The sequence below is a fragment of the Hafnia sp. genome (assembly GCF_036648275.1).
GTDB classification, from domain to species: Bacteria; Pseudomonadota; Gammaproteobacteria; order Enterobacterales; family Enterobacteriaceae; genus Hafnia; species Hafnia alvei.
In genome coordinates this window covers 45,816-64,639 of sequence record NZ_JAVXIQ010000004.1, presented here as the reverse complement: position 1 = coordinate 64,639, position 18,824 = coordinate 45,816, and the positions used below count along the sequence as shown (strand labels likewise).

At 51.0% G+C, this 18,824-nt stretch carries 15 protein-coding genes; 9 read left to right on the top strand and 6 right to left on the bottom strand.

The window, feature by feature from the left end:
- Positions 1 to 75 precede the first annotated feature (75 nt).
- Genes RSC70_RS05550 through RSC70_RS05535 form a run of 4 tightly spaced genes read left to right on the top strand, consistent with a single transcriptional unit; the run spans position 76 to position 3,761 of the window.
- Positions 76 to 1,113, top strand: coding sequence for a hemin-degrading factor (locus RSC70_RS05550; protein WP_332541958.1), 1,038 nt, complete (start codon positions 76 to 78; stop codon positions 1,111 to 1,113).
- On the top strand, positions 1,110 to 1,949 hold the full coding sequence (locus RSC70_RS05545) for a heme/hemin ABC transporter substrate-binding protein (RefSeq protein ID WP_043493150.1): 840 nt from the start codon (positions 1,110 to 1,112) through the stop codon (positions 1,947 to 1,949). Before RSC70_RS05550 ends, RSC70_RS05545 begins: the two co-directional genes overlap by 4 nt.
- A complete protein-coding gene (locus tag RSC70_RS05540) occupies positions 1,946 to 2,947 on the top strand; it encodes a FecCD family ABC transporter permease (RefSeq protein ID WP_332541956.1) in 1,002 nt (333 codons plus the stop codon). The genes RSC70_RS05545 and RSC70_RS05540 overlap by 4 nt, the downstream gene beginning before the upstream one ends.
- Positions 2,940 to 3,761, top strand: a complete 822-nt coding sequence (locus RSC70_RS05535) for a heme ABC transporter ATP-binding protein (RefSeq protein WP_332541954.1) — start codon at positions 2,940 to 2,942, stop codon at positions 3,759 to 3,761. The genes RSC70_RS05540 and RSC70_RS05535 overlap by 8 nt, the downstream gene beginning before the upstream one ends.
- A gap of 522 nt (positions 3,762 to 4,283) precedes the next feature.
- On the opposite strand, the gene RSC70_RS05530 is transcribed toward RSC70_RS05535, so the two are convergent.
- The 6 genes from RSC70_RS05530 to RSC70_RS05505 form a co-directional block, all read right to left on the bottom strand.
- A complete protein-coding gene (locus RSC70_RS05530) occupies positions 4,284 to 5,279 on the bottom strand; it encodes a bile acid:sodium symporter family protein (protein ID WP_234619357.1) in 996 nt (331 codons plus the stop codon).
- Between the two features lie 161 nt (positions 5,280 to 5,440).
- Positions 5,441 to 6,484, bottom strand: coding sequence for an oxidoreductase (locus RSC70_RS05525; protein WP_332541950.1), 1,044 nt, complete (start codon positions 6,482 to 6,484; stop codon positions 5,441 to 5,443).
- A gap of 308 nt (positions 6,485 to 6,792) precedes the next feature.
- Positions 6,793 to 7,734: an arabinose operon transcriptional regulator AraC gene (gene araC / locus RSC70_RS05520; RefSeq protein ID WP_025801031.1), complete on the bottom strand. Its 942-nt coding sequence runs from the start codon at positions 7,732 to 7,734 to the stop codon at positions 6,793 to 6,795.
- A 176-nt stretch (positions 7,735 to 7,910) separates the two neighbouring features.
- Positions 7,911 to 8,906, bottom strand: coding sequence for an L-arabinose ABC transporter permease AraH (araH, locus tag RSC70_RS05515; RefSeq protein WP_046359969.1), 996 nt, complete (start codon positions 8,904 to 8,906; stop codon positions 7,911 to 7,913).
- Between the two features lie 20 nt (positions 8,907 to 8,926).
- On the bottom strand, positions 8,927 to 10,447 hold the full coding sequence (gene araG / locus RSC70_RS05510) for an L-arabinose ABC transporter ATP-binding protein AraG (RefSeq protein ID WP_332541949.1): 1,521 nt from the start codon (positions 10,445 to 10,447) through the stop codon (positions 8,927 to 8,929).
- A gap of 114 nt (positions 10,448 to 10,561) precedes the next feature.
- Complete coding sequence (locus tag RSC70_RS05505) at positions 10,562 to 11,542, bottom strand: arabinose ABC transporter substrate-binding protein (protein WP_025801034.1); 981 nt, start codon at positions 11,540 to 11,542, stop codon at positions 10,562 to 10,564.
- Positions 11,543 to 11,939: 397 nt separating this feature from the next.
- Here RSC70_RS05505 and RSC70_RS05500 point away from each other — a divergent pair, with 397 nt between their 5' ends.
- From RSC70_RS05500 to RSC70_RS05480, 5 genes are all read left to right on the top strand, one after another.
- Positions 11,940 to 13,616, top strand: a complete 1,677-nt coding sequence (locus tag RSC70_RS05500) for a ribulokinase (protein ID WP_282807084.1) — start codon at positions 11,940 to 11,942, stop codon at positions 13,614 to 13,616.
- A gap of 26 nt (positions 13,617 to 13,642) precedes the next feature.
- On the top strand, positions 13,643 to 15,145 hold the full coding sequence (gene araA / locus RSC70_RS05495; protein WP_332541947.1) for an L-arabinose isomerase: 1,503 nt from the start codon (positions 13,643 to 13,645) through the stop codon (positions 15,143 to 15,145).
- A 351-nt stretch (positions 15,146 to 15,496) separates the two neighbouring features.
- A complete protein-coding gene (gene ydgT / locus RSC70_RS05490) occupies positions 15,497 to 15,712 on the top strand; it encodes a transcription modulator YdgT (RefSeq protein ID WP_025801037.1) in 216 nt (71 codons plus the stop codon).
- 249 nt (positions 15,713 to 15,961) lie between these two features.
- Positions 15,962 to 16,849: a drug/metabolite exporter YedA gene (gene yedA, locus RSC70_RS05485; protein ID WP_040044913.1), complete on the top strand. Its 888-nt coding sequence runs from the start codon at positions 15,962 to 15,964 to the stop codon at positions 16,847 to 16,849.
- A gap of 153 nt (positions 16,850 to 17,002) precedes the next feature.
- Complete coding sequence (locus RSC70_RS05480; RefSeq protein ID WP_332541946.1) at positions 17,003 to 18,730, top strand: formate--tetrahydrofolate ligase; 1,728 nt, start codon at positions 17,003 to 17,005, stop codon at positions 18,728 to 18,730.
- The last annotated feature ends 94 nt before the right edge of the window (positions 18,731 to 18,824 follow it).

The following is an 18,824-nucleotide window of genomic DNA, read 5'->3' as shown; positions in this document are numbered from 1 at the left end:
TTTAGCACATATAAAATAGGCACTACCCGTTTGATTGATTTATTTAAGCACCCTATCCCTATAAAGGAAGAGAAGATGAAACCTGCACTATATGAGCAATACCTGACTGCCAAAGAGCAGAACAGTGGAAAATATGCCCGCGATCTGGCTGCGATCCTGAACGTGAGCGAAGCTGAACTTACCCATGCCCGCGTGGGTCATGATGCACGTCGCTTAAATGCGGATGCTCGCACCTTACTGGCAGCGCTTGAAGCCGTGGGCGAAGTTAAAGCGATTACGCGTAACGAATATGCCGTTCACGAACAACTGGGCAGCTACGAAAACCAGCATCTGCACGGCCATGCAGGTTTGATCCTCAATCCGGGCAGCATCGATCTGCGCTTATTCTTACAGCATTGGACCAGTGCCTTTACGCTGACCGAAGAGAGCCGCAACGGCGAGCGCCACTGCATCCAGTTCTTTGATGCTCAGGGCGATGCGCTGCATAAAGTCTACACCACACCGAATACCGACATTGCTGCTTGGAACGATCTGATTGGCCGTTTTGTCAGCGACGAAAAACCTGCGTTAACGATCGCTCCAGCATCCTCCGAAGCCAAAAATAGCAACGTGGATAATCAGGTTATCGACGCTGAATGGCGCGCCATGACCGACGTTCACCAATTCTTCCAACTGTTGGGACGTCACAATTTGTCTCGCCAGCAGGCTTTTGCCGCCGTCGGTGACGACCTCGCATATCGCGTGGATAACAGTGCGCTGACCCACCTTCTGAACACCGCCAAAGCGGACCAAAACGAGATTATGGTTTTCGTCGGTAACCGTGGCTGTGTACAGATTTTCACCGGCAAAATCGAACGTGTGGTTCCACACCACGAATGGATCAATATCTTTAACTCCCGCTTCACGCTGCACTTAATCGAAACCGCGATTGCTGAAAGCTGGATCACCCGTAAACCAACCAAAGACGGTTTTGTTACCAGTCTGGAACTGTTTGCCGAAGATGGCACGCAGATCGCCCAACTGTTCGGCCAACGTACCGAAGGCCAGCCGGAACAAGAACAGTGGCGCACCCAGATTGATGGCCTGCCACGTCTGAATGGAGTTGCCGCATGACATTAGCCCGCCGCTTTGCGGCGGTGCTTTCTGCACCGCTGATGGTTGTATTCTCTCTGAACGCCGTCGCAGCCGACCGCATCGTTAGCGTCGGCGGTGACGTCACCGAAATTGTTTATGCGCTGGGCGCAGGCGATCGTCTGGTTGCCAGAGATACAACAAGTACCCTTCCCGCTGCCAAAAATCTGCCTGACGTTGGCTATATGCGCCAGCTCAATGCTGAAGGCATTCTTTCCCTAAAACCAACCATGGTGTTAGCTAGCGAACTGGCTGAACCCTCTTTGGTGCTGCGCCAAATCGCAGATGTTGGTGTGAAAGTCGTTCCCGTCAGCGGCGAAGCCTCACTCGACAACGTACCGCACAAAATTCAGCAGGTCGCCAGCGCGCTTAATCTAGAAAAACAAGGCGCAGCGGTCACGCAAAAGTATGAACAACAGCTGGCAGCCGTTCCGCGTACCCCACTCAAAACTAAGGTACTGTTTATCCTTAGCCACGGCGGAATGACACCAATGGCCGCAGGTCAAGACACCGCCGCTGATGCGATCATCAAGGCCAGCGGCGCGCAAAACGCGATGCAAGGTTTCTCACGCTATCGCCCACTATCACAAGAAGGCGTCGTGGCCAGTGCGCCAGACCTCGTTCTGATCACCCGCGATGGTTTCAAAACCTTGGGCACCGTGGATAAAGTTTGGGCGTTGCCGGGTATGGCATTAACCCCTGCGGCTAAAAACAAGCAGATTCTGGTGGTTGACGATATGGCGCTGCTTGGATTTAGCTTAGAAACACCGGCTGCACTAGCGGCGCTGCGTGAAGCGGCGGAGCGAGCACAGAGATGACAAAAGCATCGCCACGCATTGCATTCAGCGTACTCATCGTCCTGTTGCTGGCGCTGGGTTTAGGCTCCGCCAATTTAGGTGCCCTACGCCTTTCATTTCATACTCTGTGGGAAACACCGCTAGATGATGCGATGTGGCAGGTTTGGCTGAATATTCGTCTGCCGCGCGTATTACTCGCCACGGTAGTCGGCATTGCGCTGGCGGTGTCCGGTGCCATCATGCAAGGCCTGTTTCGCAATCCGCTCGCCGATCCAACCTTATTAGGTATCAGCAGCGGTGCATCATTGTGCGTTGCCCTAGTGATTGTGATGCCAATGACGCTGGCGCCTACATTGGCACTTTATAGCCATATGCTGGCGGCCTTTGGTGGCAGCCTATTTATTTCCCTGCTCATTTACGGCCTCAGTCGTGGCGGACACGGTTCGCTGTCTCGCTTATTGTTAGCCGGTATCGCTATTAACGCACTGTGCTTCGCCTTGGTAGGCGTTCTTAGCTACATCAGCAACGACCAGCAACTGCGTCAGTTCTCTCTCTGGAGCATGGGCAGTTTAGGACAAGCGCAATGGGGAACGCTGCTCGCGGCCTCCTCGTTGATCCTCCCAGCCAGCATTGCCGCCTTGCTGATGGCGCGCCGCCTGAATCTTTTACAGCTTGGCGATGAAGAAGCTCATTATCTAGGAATTAACGTACCTAAAACCAAGCGCCAGCTTCTGCTACTGAGCGCGGTCTTAGTGGGCGCAGCCGTGGCGGTCAGCGGCGTGATTGGTTTTATCGGCTTGGTGATCCCCCACTTGGTACGTATGCGTTTAGGTGCCGATCATCGCTGGTTGCTTCCCTGCTCGGCGTTGGGCGGAGCCTGTTTATTATTAACCGCAGACACGCTGGCGCGTACGCTGGTGTCACCCGCAGAAATGCCCGTTGGCATGCTGACCAGCTTGATCGGCGGTCCTTACTTTTTATGGCTGATTCTACGTCAAAAGGAGTTTAACGTTGGATAAGCAATCTGAAATCCGTCTTACCCCCGCAGCGCTACAGGCGCACAACATCAGTTACCATCTGGGTCAGCGTCGGCTGATCAAGCAGGTTTCGCTCTCTTTACAGAGCGGTGAAATGGTGGCGATTATCGGCCCTAACGGCGCAGGCAAATCGACGCTGATGCGCTTGCTGACCGGTTTTTTGCCACCGAGCGAAGGCCACTGTGAATTACAGGGTCAGCCGTTGGCAGAATGGAGCCCGCGCCAGTTAGCGCGCACCCGCGCCGTTATGCGTCAACATAGCGATCTCGCTTTTGCTTTTAGCGTGCGAGAAGTGGTTGCGATGGGCCGTTCCCCCTATCCAAACCAAGGACGCGAAGGCGAGCACAATCAGCGTGCGGTTGAACATGTGATGGCACAAACCGGCTGCGATGTATTAGCCGACCGTGATTACCGTGCCCTTTCCGGCGGCGAACAGCAGCGCGTTCAACTGGCCCGTGTGTTAGCCCAACTTTGGCAGCCCGAGCCGCAACCGCGTTGGCTGTTCTTAGATGAACCCACCTCGGCGCTCGATCTCTATCATCAACAGCAAACGCTGAGACTGCTGAAATCGCTTACCCGCAGCGAACCGCTTGGCGTTTGTTGTATTCTGCACGATTTGAATTTGGCCGCGCTGTATGCCGATAGAATTCTGCTGCTGCATCAAGGCCAGTTGGTGGCACAAGGCACACCACAAGAAGTCTTAAACGGTGAAACGCTAACCCGTTGGTATCATGCCGATTTGGGCGTTATGCCGCATCCTGAGTGCGGGGAACCGCAGGTATACTTAAGGCGCTAGCGCGCTACATTAAGCCTGCGCACGCGACGTCGCCTTCATCTGAAACCTTCATATTAGGACGGTGAAGGTTTTCGTCCGCCAATCAACAAATACGTTTCTATGAAACGGCTGACGTAGGCGTCCGAGTAGAGGTTGCCAGCGCGCAACCTCTACACTCTCGCGCTTTTGACTGAGCCGTTTGGCCGACCGGTCTCGGAGCGTACATCCTGCACGCCCTCGACCTGCCACCAGCGTCCCTGCTGGCGGCTCTAAAATGCATTTCATCTAACACGAATAAGACAAAATATAATCTTGTCTTATTGATTGTTTAAGTCTTGGCTGAGAGAGCCGCCGGTACAAGGATGTACCGGCAGAGTTTGGGGCGCCCTGGACGGGCGATACCAAACCGGAGCGGAGATGGCGTCTAACTTTTGGGGTGCAGTTCACGATTGGCCCCCCTAACACGGACGCCTGCACGATGTATATGTAGGACTCGGTGTTTTAGGCGGACGTAACCTCACACAACTCCGACATAATCACACCCTATTCCTTCTCCTTCTCCTCGGCCACCTTTTTCCCCCGATTGACATATCTTTGCGCTAATACCGCGCATACCATCAGCTGGATTTGGTGGAAAATCATCAACGGCAGAACCATCATGCCCACCGCTGTGGCAGGGAAAAGTACGTTTGCCATCGGAATGCCGTTTGCCAAACTCTTTTTAGAGCCACAGAACACAATGGTAATTTCATCCGCGGTATTAAACCCTAGCCAACGAGCCGCAAAGGTATTGATAACCAACACAATGGCTAGCAACACGGTGGAGAAGACAACGATAGACAGCAGCGACCACACATCAATCTGGTGCCAGATACCTTCGATAACGGCCTCGCTGAATGCGGTATAGACCACCAATAAAATCGAAGACCGGTCAGTGATATTAATCAGCTTGCGATGACGATCGACCCATTTGGCAATCAGTGGGCGAGACAAATGCCCCACCACAAACGGAACCATCAGTTGCAGGATAATCGAGCCAATCGCGTGCAGCGTATCGGTTTCGCCCCCCTGCGTCTGCATCAACAGCCCCACCAGCAGTGGCGAAAGGAATACGCCGAGAATGCTGGATGCCGATGCGCTACAAATAGCGGCCGCAACGTTTCCCCCCGCCATCGAGGTATACGCAATCGCCGACTGAACCGTCGCAGGCAATGCACATAAATAGAGGAAACCAAGGTAGAGCGCAGGGCTCAAAAGATTAGGCACCACTACGTTGAGCGCTAATCCTAGCAGAGGGAAAAGCGCAAACGTACTGAGAAAGACAACCAAATGCAGCTTCCAATGGCCCATACCTGAAACGATGGCTTCACGTGAAAGCTTGGCACCGTGCATAAAGAACAGCAACGCAATCGCCGCCGTGGTGAGATGCTCAAAGACCTTTTTGTAGATCCCTTCACAAGGGAACAACGACGCCAGAATCACCACACAAATCAGAACCAGTAAAAACTTATCAATCCGCAAACGTTGCAGCCAAGACATAACTCAACATCCCTTACCAAAAAAAGTGCATTTACATAGGGTCGAATAAAAAAACAAAGCCTTCTTTCTGTGATTCTATAAATATACGAAAGAAGGCTTATCTGAGACTACTCGCCGTTACATCAACGAACAGGTATCAGCACAGAGATAACGGAGCTGCACTAAACAGGTAACGGCAAGGCTCTTTGCTGTAGCGAAGAGCCTTGCCCCAGCTCTAGCAGTTCCATCACGGTAATCGCCTCGCAAGCGGACACTGGATTATCGCCGTCACCGTTAATCGCATCGCGAATACCGGCATAATACGCCGGGTAGTTACCCGGAATAGTCAGCAACGACTGCTCAACCATAATGTCGTCTTGCACCAGCGTTAACACGCCATCACGCATGTCATAGCCCCAATCCGCCTGCGGTGGGCGTTCACCGGCCTTCAAACGATCTTCTTGCGGATCTAATCCATGCTTGATGTAGCTGCCTTTCGTACCATGGACCACATAACGTGGCGTTTCAGCGGCCGTTACCATGCTGCCGTGCAAAATAACGCGTTTATCGGAGTAATACAGAATGGCGTGGAAATAGTCCGTGGTCTGCGAGTTTGGCCGCATCGCAGCCAAATCCGCTAACAGGCTTTGAGGTTTGCCAAACAGCTGTAAAGCTTGATCGAGCAAGTGTGAGCCAAGATCAAACCAGATCCCACTGCCCGCGCCCGCTTTTTCACGCCAGCGGTCACGCACTTCCAGACGAAAACGATCGTAGTGGGATTCAAACTGCACCACATCACCCAGCGCGCCTTCCGCCAGTAAGGTTTTTACCGTGAGAAAATCGCTGTCCCAACGACGATTATGAAACACCGACAACAACCGTTTTTGCTGCTTAGCCAGCATGTCTAACTCGCGTGCTTCTTGTAGATTTACCGTGAAAGGCTTATCCACCACCACATGTTTACCCGCTAGCAGCGCCTGCTTTGCGAGAGGATAATGCGTAATGTTCGGCGTTGGGATAACCACCATATCAATATTGGGATCGGTAAAAAGCTGCCCTGGCTCACCCACCACCGTCATTCCCGGCCAATCAGCGCGCACTTTCTCGGCATCGCTGCTTGAAACCGCCGCTAATGTTAGCCCCGGCGTGCCAGCAATCAACGGTGCATGGAACGTTTTACCGGCAAAGCCATAACCGATCAGCCCAACACGAATTGAATCCGCCATACAAAACCTCGCTGCCCTAGCAATAAAAAGAGTTAGAGACGACCTTAGATCATCTTTTCAACTTATACATTGTTATCGAAATATTAAGATAGTGCTATTTGATAGCCTGTTTTAGGACAAGGAGCAAGGGGACGCAGTGCGATCTTGGTGCGATCTTGATTAGGCGGGTAATTATTAAACAAGAACTCCGCTATGCGAACACAGCAACTGTGGCACTCGCATAGCGGAACAAAACTAAAATATTGGAGAGCAAAAAACAGCAGGAGTTTATGATCAGAGAAAACAAGAAAAGTGACATTGTCACTTACCTAAACTCTCAGCAACGTACTCTGTCTTTCGCTCTGGCGGCGCTCTCCCGCGCTCATCGATGAGGAATCATTAACTTCATGATTACGACGACGGTAATCGCTCGGACTAACACCAACGCGCTTGCGGAATACGCGTGAAAAATAGAGCTGATCGTCGTAGCCCACCACACGGCCAATGGTCGCAATGGGTTCTTGAGTGGTTTGCAGTAGCAGTTTAGCGCGGATAACCCGCTGATCTTCACGCCAGCGTAGAATATTCACGCCAACCTGTTCACGGAAAAGATGTGCAAGTCGCGACGGAGATAAGCAAACGTGTTTCGCCACATCTTCAATGCGCAGCTCATCGGCCAAATTGCCGGTAATAAACTGGCAGGCTTCAATAATACGTGCATCCATAATGCGCTGCGGTGCCTGAGGATCTTCTTCCATCGCGCGCAGCAGCAACCGCTCGAGTAAATTCATTGCCAGTTCTTCAGCAAAGCGACGACCCGATTTGTGTGTTTGCTCAATATTGGCAAACAAGCGATCAAACTCTAGCAATGTATTTTCAGGCAGCACCATGTGCCCTACGCCGTTAACCTGACTGTGCCATTCCAACCAGTCGGCCCAATAGGCGCGCGGACGAAAATAGACCCAGCGGTGATACCAACAATCGCTTTCCGATGAGCGTCCATAAAAATGACTGGCTTTCGGTGGAAATAACAGCAACTCTCCCGGTTTGCTGTATAACGTTTCTTCTCCCTCTTTGCCGCTAAAAATGCGGCCTTCACCTTTGATCGTCAAATTGAGGATATAGCCTTTCATGCCCTCAGGACGATCAATAAAGAAGTCTAATGGTCCATCTGCAGTAATCGGCGTTAATCCTGCGACCAAATAAGCGTTAAAACTGTATCCCGGTAATAAGGGGTTTGGTTGTGGGTCCTGCGTTAAACGTTGATACATCGTCCCTCCCATCCATTAGTAAACCACCTAATCAGTTTACAGAGCAGCGAAAACGCTGCTCATAATTGCTGTAAAAATGTGAAGCAGATAAGTAATTATCTATAATTTAAACTTAACAATCAGGACTCACCCTATTTCATATCACGTTTCAGGCGTAAATTTTGTCCCCTATGGGATTACCCCAGACTTTTCTTGGAGAGCTGTTTGTAGCGGTCAAAAATTACCGCTGCCAGCAAGATAACCCCGCGTACCACGTACTGAGAGAACGGTGAAATATTCAGCAAATTCATCGCATTTTCTACCGTACCCAAAATCAGTACACCCGCGATGACATAAGATATTTTGCCAATCCCCCCCTTGAGTGATACGCCCCCCAGCACGCAGGCCGAGATCACTATCAGCTCATAGCCAATGGATGTCATTGGCTGACCGCTGGTCATGCGCGAAGCCAAAATGATCCCCGCCGCCGCCGATACCAACCCCGACAACACGAAGATAATAATTTTGGTACGCACCACCGGAACCCCTGCTAGACGAGCGGCCTCTTCGTTACCGCCAATCGCTAAGGTATTTCGCCCAAAAGTAGTTCTGTTCAGCAAGAAACCGAACAGAATAAAACAGATAACGGTTATCCAAATCGGTGCCGGTAGTCCTAGCCAGTTGGCATAGCCCAATTCAAAAAAGCGTTCGTCTTCAATACCCACCGCTTTACCATCTGAAATAATGTAGGCTAGGCCGCGCACAATCTGCATCGTGGCTAACGTGGTGATCAACGCATTAATCTTTAAACGAGCAATTACAAAACCATTCACCAAACCACATACCGCGCCCAGCAACAAACCGGCAAAAATACCGATCCACAGGCTTTCTGTCATGTTAATGACCACAGCCGCAGTAACGCCCGCGCAGGCAATGACCGAGGCAACTGATAGGTCAAAATCACCCGACGCTAAGCAAAACAACATCCCACAGGCCACCATGCCCGACATTGAGATAGCCAGCCCCAGCCCCTTCATATTGATAAACGAGCCAAAATTAGGCACAAAAATCAAACAGGCGATAAATAGCGCAGCAAACACCACTAGCATGCCGTAGCTATCCCAAATGCGGCTGAGATGAAGCCCCTTTTTTCCTGCTTTAACCGTCGCCGGCGTAGACGTGACACTCGACATAATTCTGCTCCTAGACTTTTTCAGGCCGCATGAGAGGAAGTGGATATACCGGGCATGCCGAGCGCCAGCGCTTTGGCCTCGCTGGCGTCTTCACGCAGCAGCTCGCCAGACACCGCGCCCTCACGCATAACAATGATGCGATCGGCAAGGCCAAGCACCTCAGGCAAATCACTCGATGCAAACAGCACGGCAATACCTTGCTCTGCCAGCTGATAGATCACATGGTAGATTTCGTGTTTAGCGCCTACGTCAATGCCGCGCGTCGGCTCGTCAAGTAAAATGACCTTCATATCTTCAGACAGCCAGCGTCCTAAAATGGCTTTCTGCTGATTGCCACCGGAGAGATTCATAATCAGTTGTTCTGGACTTGGGGTTTTGATATTTAGCGCACTGATGCGTTGATCCGCATTCTTAACTTCCCACGGATGATTTATCAGGCAGCCTGCGGTTAGCGTATTGCGCCGTGCGCTGATGTTAATATTCTCGCGCACCGAGTGAACGGGAATAATGCCGTCTGCTTTGCGATCCTCGGGGCATAGCATCATGCCTTGGCGTATCGAATCTATCGGGCTGCGCACCTGCATATCATGCCCGTCCAACAGCACTTTTCCCTGCGTGATTTTGGTGACACCAAACAGTGCTTTCATCAGTTCGCTACGGCCAGCGCCGACTAATCCAAAGAGCCCAACAATTTCGCCTTGTTTGACCTGCAACGAAACCGGCTGCTTAACACCCGGCGCCAACACCTCTTCAACCGCGAGACGAACCGGCCCATGTTCACGCGGCTGATAGCCGTAAACATCACCCAAATCACGTCCCACCATGGCCTGAACCAACGACTCATGATTGACCTGCTGCATGTCGTCAAACGTTTTTACATATTTGCCGTCTTTAAACACCGTAATGGCATCGCTCAATGCGAAGATCTCTTCCATGCGATGCGACACATAGATAATCACGCGCCCTTCCGCCCGAAGTTCGCGGATCACGCGAAATAGCTGTTCGATTTCCCGCGACGACAGCGAGCTGGTGGGTTCATCAAAAGCAATGACCTTGGCATTTCGTGCCAGCGCCTTAGCAATCTCAACCATCTGCCACTGTCCGATGGAGAGGTATTTCAGCGGCGTTTGCGGATCTATATCTAAACCTAAATGTTCAAGCTGCAAACGGCTCTCGTAATTCAGCAGTGAATTATTCACAAACCCTTTTTTGGCCGGTAACTGGCCCAGATAAATATTTTCAGCCACCGTCATTTCAGGCACTAAATGCAGCTCTTGGTAAATAATGGCCACGCCAGCATCTAGCGCATCGGTGGTTTTATTGAATTGAACCGACTCGCCTTTAAGCACAATTTCACCCTGCGTCGGCGTATAGCTGCCGCTGAGAATTTTCAGCAACGTCGATTTCCCTGCGCCATTCTCGCCCATCAGGGCATGAATCTGACCGGCTTGGCAGCTAAAACTAATATCATCCAGCGCCTTCACCCCAGGAAATGTTTTCCCGATATGACGGAATTCCAAATAGGGTACGTTGGAGGTCATAACCCCTCTCCTTGCCAGCCTGCGACCAAAGGCAACAGGCGGCTAAAATCGTGAATTGGGAGGATCTCGCCCGCGAAAGGCGAGATCCCTTTCTCTTTAAATCAAAGCCTGCCGCTATAACCCTTTCTTTTTCAGCTCTTCTTTAAAGTTGTCACGTGTAATTAGCACCACGTCGGTCACCGCCGTGAACTTGGCGGGCTCAACGTCTTTTGTCACCCAATCATTCAGCATCTGGATGCTCTTGTAACCGTGGATATCGGGGCTTGGTAACAAAGATCCGTAGAAGCCCGTTGGGTTGGCTTTAGAAAGTTCGCTAACCGCATCCACGCCGTTAATACCAATACCGATGACGTTATCGGCTTTAAATCCTTGGCCTTCCGTTGCGCGTACGCCGCCAAGAACGGTGTTGTCATTCATGCCAACGATCAGCCAGTTTTTAACTTTCGGATACTGCACTAACATGGAGTTAGCCGCGTCAAACGCGCCAGGAATATCATTCGACTTGGTCGGCACTTTATAGATTTGTTTTTCAGGGAAGCCCGCCGCTTTTAATGCATCCATTGAGCCTGTGGTACGGCGACGTGCGGTATCCAGTTCATCGGCGGTAATCGCCATTACCCCAGTTTCGTCCACTTTCCAGCCACGCTTGTTCATCTCTTTCCACAGCTCTTGTCCTTGGCGCGCACCAATTTCACTGGCCGCCATCATCACCAATGGCACATTTTCCATCGGCTTACCTTTGGCATTCACAAACTGATCGTCGACCGCGATGACTTTTAAATCGTAGCTACGCGCCTTGGCGATAATCGCAGGGCCTAATTTCGGGTCTGGCGTACAAATAACAAAACCTTTGGCTCCGCTGGCGGCAAGGCTATCAATCGCGTTTAACGTTTTCTCTCCGTCAGGAACGGCAATTTTAATCACGTCGAATCCCAAATCCTTTCCGGCTTTATCGGCAAATGCCCATTCCGTTTGGAACCACGGTTCTTCCGGTTGCTTAACCAAGAAACCGAGTTTCATGTTCTCAGCCATAGCGGATTGTGACATAACGGCAGCCAGTCCAATGGCAGCCAAAGCCTTAGTGAATTTATGCATATTTCTAACTCTCCAATTTCGTCATTCTTATGTAGCAGATTTGTCATACAGACCATGCTGTTTAACGACGCAAAGCTAGGTGTACGAATTTAGGGGGTTTAGCGCAGCAAATACCAAACATATTGATATCACGCTGCAATGTAAGGTCGTTGTGTAGGACGGGCTAAGTTGTAGCGGCTAATTAAAGAACAAATAGAGAGCAAAATCACACCAGAAAAATACAGCCATTTTGTGCATATATTTAGCAATTCAATAACAATAAAAACTTTTGATGCGAGTCACATAAAAGCAAGTCATAGCTGAAAAATACATACTTGTAGCTAAGCCATCCTCACGCTAAAGGGTGCCTATTTCCTATGTTGGTTAGCAGTGAAATCTATATAACAGGAGATAGGGAATGCGCGTGAACCCCATTGCAATCGGGCTGGATTTTGGTAGTGACTCGGTGCGTTCGCTCGCCGTGGATTGTGTGACCGGTCAGGAGTTAGATACCGAAGTCATCTACTATCCGCGCTGGAAACAAGGACTGTTTTGCGATGCGCCCGCCAACCAATTTCGCCACCATCCACTCGACTATATTGAATCGCTCGAAAAGGCGATAAAAGCTGTGGTCGCAAGGATGAGTGCGGAACAACGCGCTGCGGTGGTGGGGATCGGCGTCGATTCCACCGGCTCAACGCCAGCGCCGATTAATGATGACGGCGATGTGCTGGCATTACTGCCGGAATTTGCCAATAACCCCAATGCGATGTTTGTGTTGTGGAAAGACCATACCGCTATCGAAGAAGCTGAAGAAATCAACCAGCTATGCCGCAACGGTTCGTTCCCTGACTACACGCGCTATATTGGCGGCGTGTACTCGTCTGAGTGGTTCTGGGCGAAAATTCTGCATATCAGCCGTCAAGATCGCGCGGTACGTCAGTCCGCAACCTCTTGGATTGAACTTTGCGACTGGGTGCCTGCGCTGTTGTGCGGTAAACAGCAGCCGCATCAGTTAAAGCGTGGCCGTTGTAGCACCGGACATAAAGCCCTTTGGCATCCATCGTGGGGGGGTGTTGCTCCACGCGAATTTCTTGAAGCGCTCGATCCTTGCCTTAGCGAAAACCTGCAACAGCCTCTGTTTAGTGAAACCTATACGGCCGACCTTCCGGTGGGGAAATTAAGCGATGAATGGGCACAGCGCTTAGGCCTCTCTACCGATGTTGTCCTCTCCGGCGGCGCATTTGACTGTCATATGGGCGCCGTCGGTGCCGGTGCGCAGCCCTATACGTTGGTAAAAGTGATTGGCACATCTACCTGCGACATTCTGATTGCCGAACAACAGTTAATCGGCGATCGCACCATTGCTGGAATTTGCGGACAGGTTGATGGCAGCGTGATCCCAGGCTATGTCGGGCTAGAGGCCGGTCAGTCGGCGTTTGGCGATATGTACGCTTGGTTCAGCCGTTTGCTGACTTGGCCGCTGGATCAGGTCGCCAAACAACACCCAGAGCTAGCACCACAGCTAGAATGCACCATGAAAAACCTATTGCCGACGCTCACCGAGGAGTGGGCCAAAGCACCGCATCTTAATCACCTCCCCGTCGTTTTGGACTGGTTCAACGGCCGCCGTACGCCTTTTGCCAATCAGCGTCTGAAAGGCGTGATCGCCGATCTTAATTTAGGAACCGATGCGCCAGCGTTATTCGGCGGGTTTATTGCCGCAACGGCCTTTGGCGCACGCGCCATCATGGAATGCTTTGAACATCAGGGCGTACCGGTGGAAAACGTCCTGACACTCGGCGGGATCGCACGTAAATCACCGGTAATCATGCAGGTATGCTGCGATGTGATGAATCGCCCGGTGCAAATCGTGGCCTCCGATCAGTGCTGTGCGCTAGGCGCCGCCATTTTTGCCGCCGTCGCCGCAGGCACCTATCCCGATATCGCCACCGCCCAGCAGAACATGGCCAGCCAAGTTGAGCGTACGTTACACCCTAATCCCGAGCGCGTGGCGCGTTTCCAACAGCTTTATGAACGTTACCAGCAGTGGTGTCAGAGCGCTGAGCCCTGCTACGCCGCCGTCAAACATTAATACCATTTAGAATTTACGGAGTCATCATGCAACAGTTCCAACAAAACGAAGTTTGGTTCGTTATCGGTAGCCAGCATTTATACGGTCAGCGTACGTTACAGCAGGTTAAGGAGCAGGCGGAAAAAGTGCTCGCTCATCTTAATCAAGCGGGTTTACCGGTCAAACTGGTGCAAAAACCGTTAGCGACGACGCCGGATGAAATTACTGCGCTGTGCCGCGACGCGAACTATCAGGATAACTGCCTTGGCCTGCTCGTCTGGCTACACACGTTTTCTCCTGCAAAAATGTGGATCAACGGGCTACGCCGTCTAGAAAAACCACTGCTGCAATTCCACACCCAGTTTAACGCCCAAATTCCGTGGGACAGCATGGATATGGACTTCATGAATCTTAACCAAACCGCGCACGGTGGCCGCGAGTTCGGTTTTATCGGTGCATGCATGCGCCAACAGCACAGCGTGGTTGCTGGACATTGGGAAGATCGACAGGCACAGGAAGGCATCGCACGTTGGATGCGCGTTTGTGCCGCAAAACACGAGAGCCAGCATCTGAAAGTGGCGCGCTTTGGCGATAATATGCGTGAAGTGGCGGTAACCGAAGGAAATAAAGTCAGTGCTCAAATCCAGTTTGGCTATAGCGTGAACGGCTATGCGCTGGGTGATTTAGAACAGGTCGTCAATGAAGTTAGCCACAGCGATATCAGCGCGCTGGTGGAAGAGTATGAAGCCAGCTATATCCTAACTGACGCTGTGAAAAACGGCGGTGCAAAACGCGAGAATCTGCTGGATGCTGCGCGCCTTGAGTTAGGTATCGAACGTTTCCTTCAGCAAGGTGGTTTTCACGCCTTCACCACCACATTTGAAAACCTGTACGGGCTGAAACAACTCCCCGGCCTCGCCTGCCAGCGATTGATGCAGAAAGGCTATGGCTTTGGCGCCGAAGGCGATTGGAAAACCGCGGCTCTGCTGCGCATTATGAAAGTGATGGCGTCAGGCCTACAAGGCGGCACCTCATTCATGGAAGACTACACCTACAATTTCCAGCCGGGTAACGATCTGGTGGTAGGATCGCATATGCTGGAAGTCTGCCCATCGATAGCCAAAGAAGAAAAGCCGCTGCTGGATGTTCAGCATCTTGGCATTGGCGGTAAAGCCGACCCGGCTCGCTTGCTGTTTTCCGCCCCTGCGGGCGCAGCGCTGAATGCCAGCCTGATTGATTTAGGCGATCGTTTCCGCCTCTTGGTTAACTGCGTTGATACCGTTGAACAGCCACGTGATTTACCAAAACTGCCTGTTGCACGCGCCATCTGGAAAGCCCAGCCGTCATTAGCCACCGCTGCTGAGGCATGGATTTTGGCCGGAGGCGCGCATCATACGGTGTTTACCCAAGCGCTCGACGTTGAATATCTGCGCTTATATGCAGAAATGCACAATATCGAGTTCTTACTCATTGATAATGCCACCACGCTTCCTGCATTTAAAAATGAGATCCGCTGGAATGAAATGTATTACATGTTGAACCGTAAATAGCCGATCACGCGATATAAAATGGTGGCGCAGTGGTTATAACTGTGGCCGCCATTTTTTATGGCTTCACACAACTAAAACACTGCACAAACTGCAATCGCAAATATAAAAACACACCTAGTTTAATTAACGGCTTCATTTTGTTTATAAGTATTTCAGCTCATTTAATTAGCCGCCAATGATCTTGTACCTATCCCCGTTGATATATTGGACAGAAGATCATCGTGTTACCTTTTAAATTATAACCTTTTTTTGATTATGTAACACGTATCACTAATATTGTACTAGACAGATGGTTTTCACTACATATACTGGAAACTCTTCTGTAATCCTTCCTGTTGATGAACATATAAAATGAACGTAAATGATTATCTGCTCAAGTTCCGCAGAGTTAGCACGCTGGAAAGCTTAGAAAAACTCTTTGACCATCTTAATTATTCTCTCGACGAGGATGAGGAAATTATTAATATGTATCGCGCTGCCGATCATCGTCGTGCGGAATTAGCCAGCGGCGGTCGCTTATATGATGTGGGGTGTGTCCCGAAAGAGATCTGGCGCTACGTTCAATAAAAATCATTAGCCGCATTATATTGCCTGCGATCATCGGCTATTCATTTGAATGCGGTTTCACCTTAACATTTGCTGCTTAAATGAACATATTTTTGTTATCTTTCGACAATAAACCCGATTGCCGCAGCCTTATAGCTAATTCCCTTTAAATTCATTTTATTAATAAGCAAAAAGCATGAGAAAAGAGTACTTACTCCGCCCATTTTAGCGTTTACTGGCTGCTTATTTTTGCCAAGGAAAATGCCTACTATGCGCTCTCGTGCTGCCACCTTTCTCCCGCTCATTGGCTCATTATTTGCCCTGTATATTATTTGGGGTTCAACTTACTTTGTTATTCGTCTGGGGGTGGAAAGTTGGCCACCGTTGATGATGGCAGGCGTGCGCTTTCTCTGCGCGGGTCTGGTGATGCTCACGTTTCTACGTCTGCGCGGGCATAAAATGCCGAGCGGCCGCCCGTTATTAAATGCGGCAATCATCGGTATTTTGCTGCTCGCCGCTGGTAACGGCGCGGTAACGGTGGCTGAACATCAGGATGTTCCCTCGGGAATTGCTGCGGTTATGGTTGCCACCGTTCCCCTTTTCACCCTGTGCTTTAGCCGCATGTACGGAATGCCGACTCGTTGGCTTGAATGGCTAGGGATCGCGATCGGACTATGCGGCATTATTTTGCTCAACAGCGGTGGACATTTGAGCGGCAATCCGTGGATGGCACTGCTCATTTTGGCGGGCTCAATGACATGGGCATTCGGCTCGGTGTGGGGTTCTCGCGTTGAGTTACCGGCAGGACTGATGGCCGGAGCGATTGAAATGCTTACCGCAGGGATAGTGCTATTGATTGCTAGCGCCATCGCCGGTGAACGTATGACGCAGATGCCAAGTTTGCAGGGTATTCTGGCGGTAAGTTATCTGGCCGTTTTTGGCTCTCTGATCGCGATTAGCGCGTATATGTTTTTGATTCGTAACGTTCGCCCTGCCGTTGCCACCAGCTATGCCTACGTTAACCCAGTGGTCGCCGTATTGTTAGGCACCGGCTTAGGTGGTGAAACGCTGTCGTCAACCGAATGGCTGGCGCTTTGCGTCATTATCGTTGCGGTTCTTCTGGTGACACTGGGTAAATATCTACTGCCACAAAATTGATTTCTCGCAGAGTAAACGTTTGCGTAGTATGAAATATTACGCGCGAAAAATGAGTGTCGGGCGGTATTCTCCATTGAGTGTACTGCCCGATAGCCTATAATCGTCGCCATTAACCTGTTTGCTTTTACCTGTTTTTGCAAGGATCACCACGCCATGACGTCCCTCTCCGAACAGATGCATGCTCCTCAGTTAAAACCTATCTCCCAGATCGCTGAACAGTTAGGGATCCCAACCACACATTTGATCCCCTATGGCCATTACGCGGCAAAAATCGATATCAAGGCTATCAAACCAGAGCAAGGTACCGGCCAGCTCGTGTTGGTTTCCAGCATAACGCCAACGCCGCTCGGTGAAGGTAAAACCGTCACCACTATCGGTTTAAGCCAAGGGCTAAACTTTATTGGTAAAAAAGCACTGGCCTGTATTCGTCAGCCGAGTCTTGGCCCAGTGTTTGGGGTAAAAGGCGGCGCGGCCGGTGGCGGCGTAGCGCAAGTTCTGCCCATGGAGCAGCTTAATCTGCATCTTACAGGCGATATTCATGCGATTACTGCGGCACATAATCTGGCAGCGGCAGCGCTGGACGCCCGTCTGTTTCATGAACAGCGTTTGGGCGATAAATTTACTGAACATACCGGACTAAAACGTCTCGATATCGATCCCGAGCATATCCTGTGGAAACGTGTGATCGACCATAACGATCGCGCGCTTCGCAGCATTGATATCGGCGTGGGTGGCGGCAATAACGGCGTTCCGCGTCACGACGGTTTTGATATCACCGCGGCATCGGAGCTGATGGCGATCTTGGCGCTATCTGAGAGTTTGGCCGATATGCGCCAGCGCATTGGCCGCATTATTTTAGCCTATTCGTTACAGGGTCACGCTATTACCACCGAAGATTTAGAAGTGGCTGGCGCAATGATCGTGTTAATGAAAGAGGCCATTCATCCAACCCTGATGCAAACCAGTGAAAACACGCCGGTGCTTATTCATGCGGGGCCATTTGCTAACATCGCCCACGGCAACTCTTCGGTTCTGGCCGATCGCCTCGCCCTACAGTTGGCCGATTATGTGGTGACCGAAGCGGGCTTTGGTTCCGATATGGGTATGGAGAAGTTCTTTAATATCAAATGTCGCCAGTCGGGGATTAAACCTTCTTGCGTTGTTTTAGTCGCTACGCTGCGCAGTTTAAAAGCCAACAGCGGCAAGTTTAATATGAAACCGGGAGAGTCTTTGCCGGAAGAAGTTAAGCATGCCAACCTGCCGTTACTGACCGAAGGCGCGAGCAATTTGGCGTGGCATATCGGCAACGCATCCCGCTATGGATTACCGGTCGTCGTGGCTATCAATCACTTCCCAGAGGACAGCGCGGAAGAGCTTGAATTCATACGCCAGTTTGCGATGGAACACGGCGCTTTCGGCGTTGAAATCAGCGATGCGTTCTCTGCGGGTGGTAAAGGTACGGCTCAGCTAGCCGAATGTGTAACAGCCGCTTGCCGCACCGGCGGCGAAGTGTCACTGCTTTATCCCGATGACATGTCTCTGGCGGATAAGTTACAGACGCTGGCAAAAAATGGCTACGGCGCGTTACGTGCAGAACTCACCCCAGCGGCACAAGCCACAATGCAGCAGCTTGAGTTGGCAGGGTTTGGTCATCTACCGCTGTGCATGGCAAAAACGCCACTCTCAATCAGTGCCGATCCGGCCCTGAAAAACGTGCCCCGTGATTTCGTTCTGCCTGTTACCGATTTGAAAGTGTCGGCGGGTGCCGGTTTTATTCGCGTTTATGCCGGTAACATTATGACCATGCCAGGGCTTAGCACCTTACCGGCCTACCGCCATATTGATATCGATAACGCGGGAAATATCGTCGGGCTGAGTTAAGGGAGTCGTTAAGTTACGCCGTAACATAGAATAAATTATCGTCATTTCGTGCATGCCGTGACCCGTTGACGGCTCGGCAGCACGATATCGATGA

What these genes read in the sequence shown, in the direction of transcription:
- RSC70_RS05550 (WP_332541958.1), top strand. Translation starts at nt 76, where the DNA reads ATGAAACCTGCACTATATGAGCAATACCTGACTGCCAAAGAGCAGAAC.
- RSC70_RS05545 (WP_043493150.1), top strand. Translation starts at nt 1,110, where the DNA reads ATGACATTAGCCCGCCGCTTTGCGGCGGTGCTTTCTGCACCGCTGATG.
- RSC70_RS05540 (WP_332541956.1), top strand. Translation starts at nt 1,946, where the DNA reads ATGACAAAAGCATCGCCACGCATTGCATTCAGCGTACTCATCGTCCTG.
- RSC70_RS05530 (WP_234619357.1), bottom strand. Translation starts at nt 5,279, where the DNA reads ATGTCTTGGCTGCAACGTTTGCGGATTGATAAGTTTTTACTGGTTCTG.
- RSC70_RS05525 (WP_332541950.1), bottom strand. Translation starts at nt 6,484, where the DNA reads ATGGCGGATTCAATTCGTGTTGGGCTGATCGGTTATGGCTTTGCCGGT.
- araC (WP_025801031.1), bottom strand. Translation starts at nt 7,734, where the DNA reads ATGTATCAACGTTTAACGCAGGACCCACAACCAAACCCCTTATTACCG.
- araH (WP_046359969.1), bottom strand. Translation starts at nt 8,906, where the DNA reads ATGTCGAGTGTCACGTCTACGCCGGCGACGGTTAAAGCAGGAAAAAAG.
- araG (WP_332541949.1), bottom strand. Translation starts at nt 10,447, where the DNA reads ATGACCTCCAACGTACCCTATTTGGAATTCCGTCATATCGGGAAAACA.
- RSC70_RS05505 (WP_025801034.1), bottom strand. Translation starts at nt 11,542, where the DNA reads ATGCATAAATTCACTAAGGCTTTGGCTGCCATTGGACTGGCTGCCGTT.
- RSC70_RS05500 (WP_282807084.1), top strand. Translation starts at nt 11,940, where the DNA reads ATGCGCGTGAACCCCATTGCAATCGGGCTGGATTTTGGTAGTGACTCG.
- araA (WP_332541947.1), top strand. Translation starts at nt 13,643, where the DNA reads ATGCAACAGTTCCAACAAAACGAAGTTTGGTTCGTTATCGGTAGCCAG.
- ydgT (WP_025801037.1), top strand. Translation starts at nt 15,497, where the DNA reads ATGAACGTAAATGATTATCTGCTCAAGTTCCGCAGAGTTAGCACGCTG.
- yedA (WP_040044913.1), top strand. Translation starts at nt 15,962, where the DNA reads ATGCGCTCTCGTGCTGCCACCTTTCTCCCGCTCATTGGCTCATTATTT.
- RSC70_RS05480 (WP_332541946.1), top strand. Translation starts at nt 17,003, where the DNA reads ATGACGTCCCTCTCCGAACAGATGCATGCTCCTCAGTTAAAACCTATC.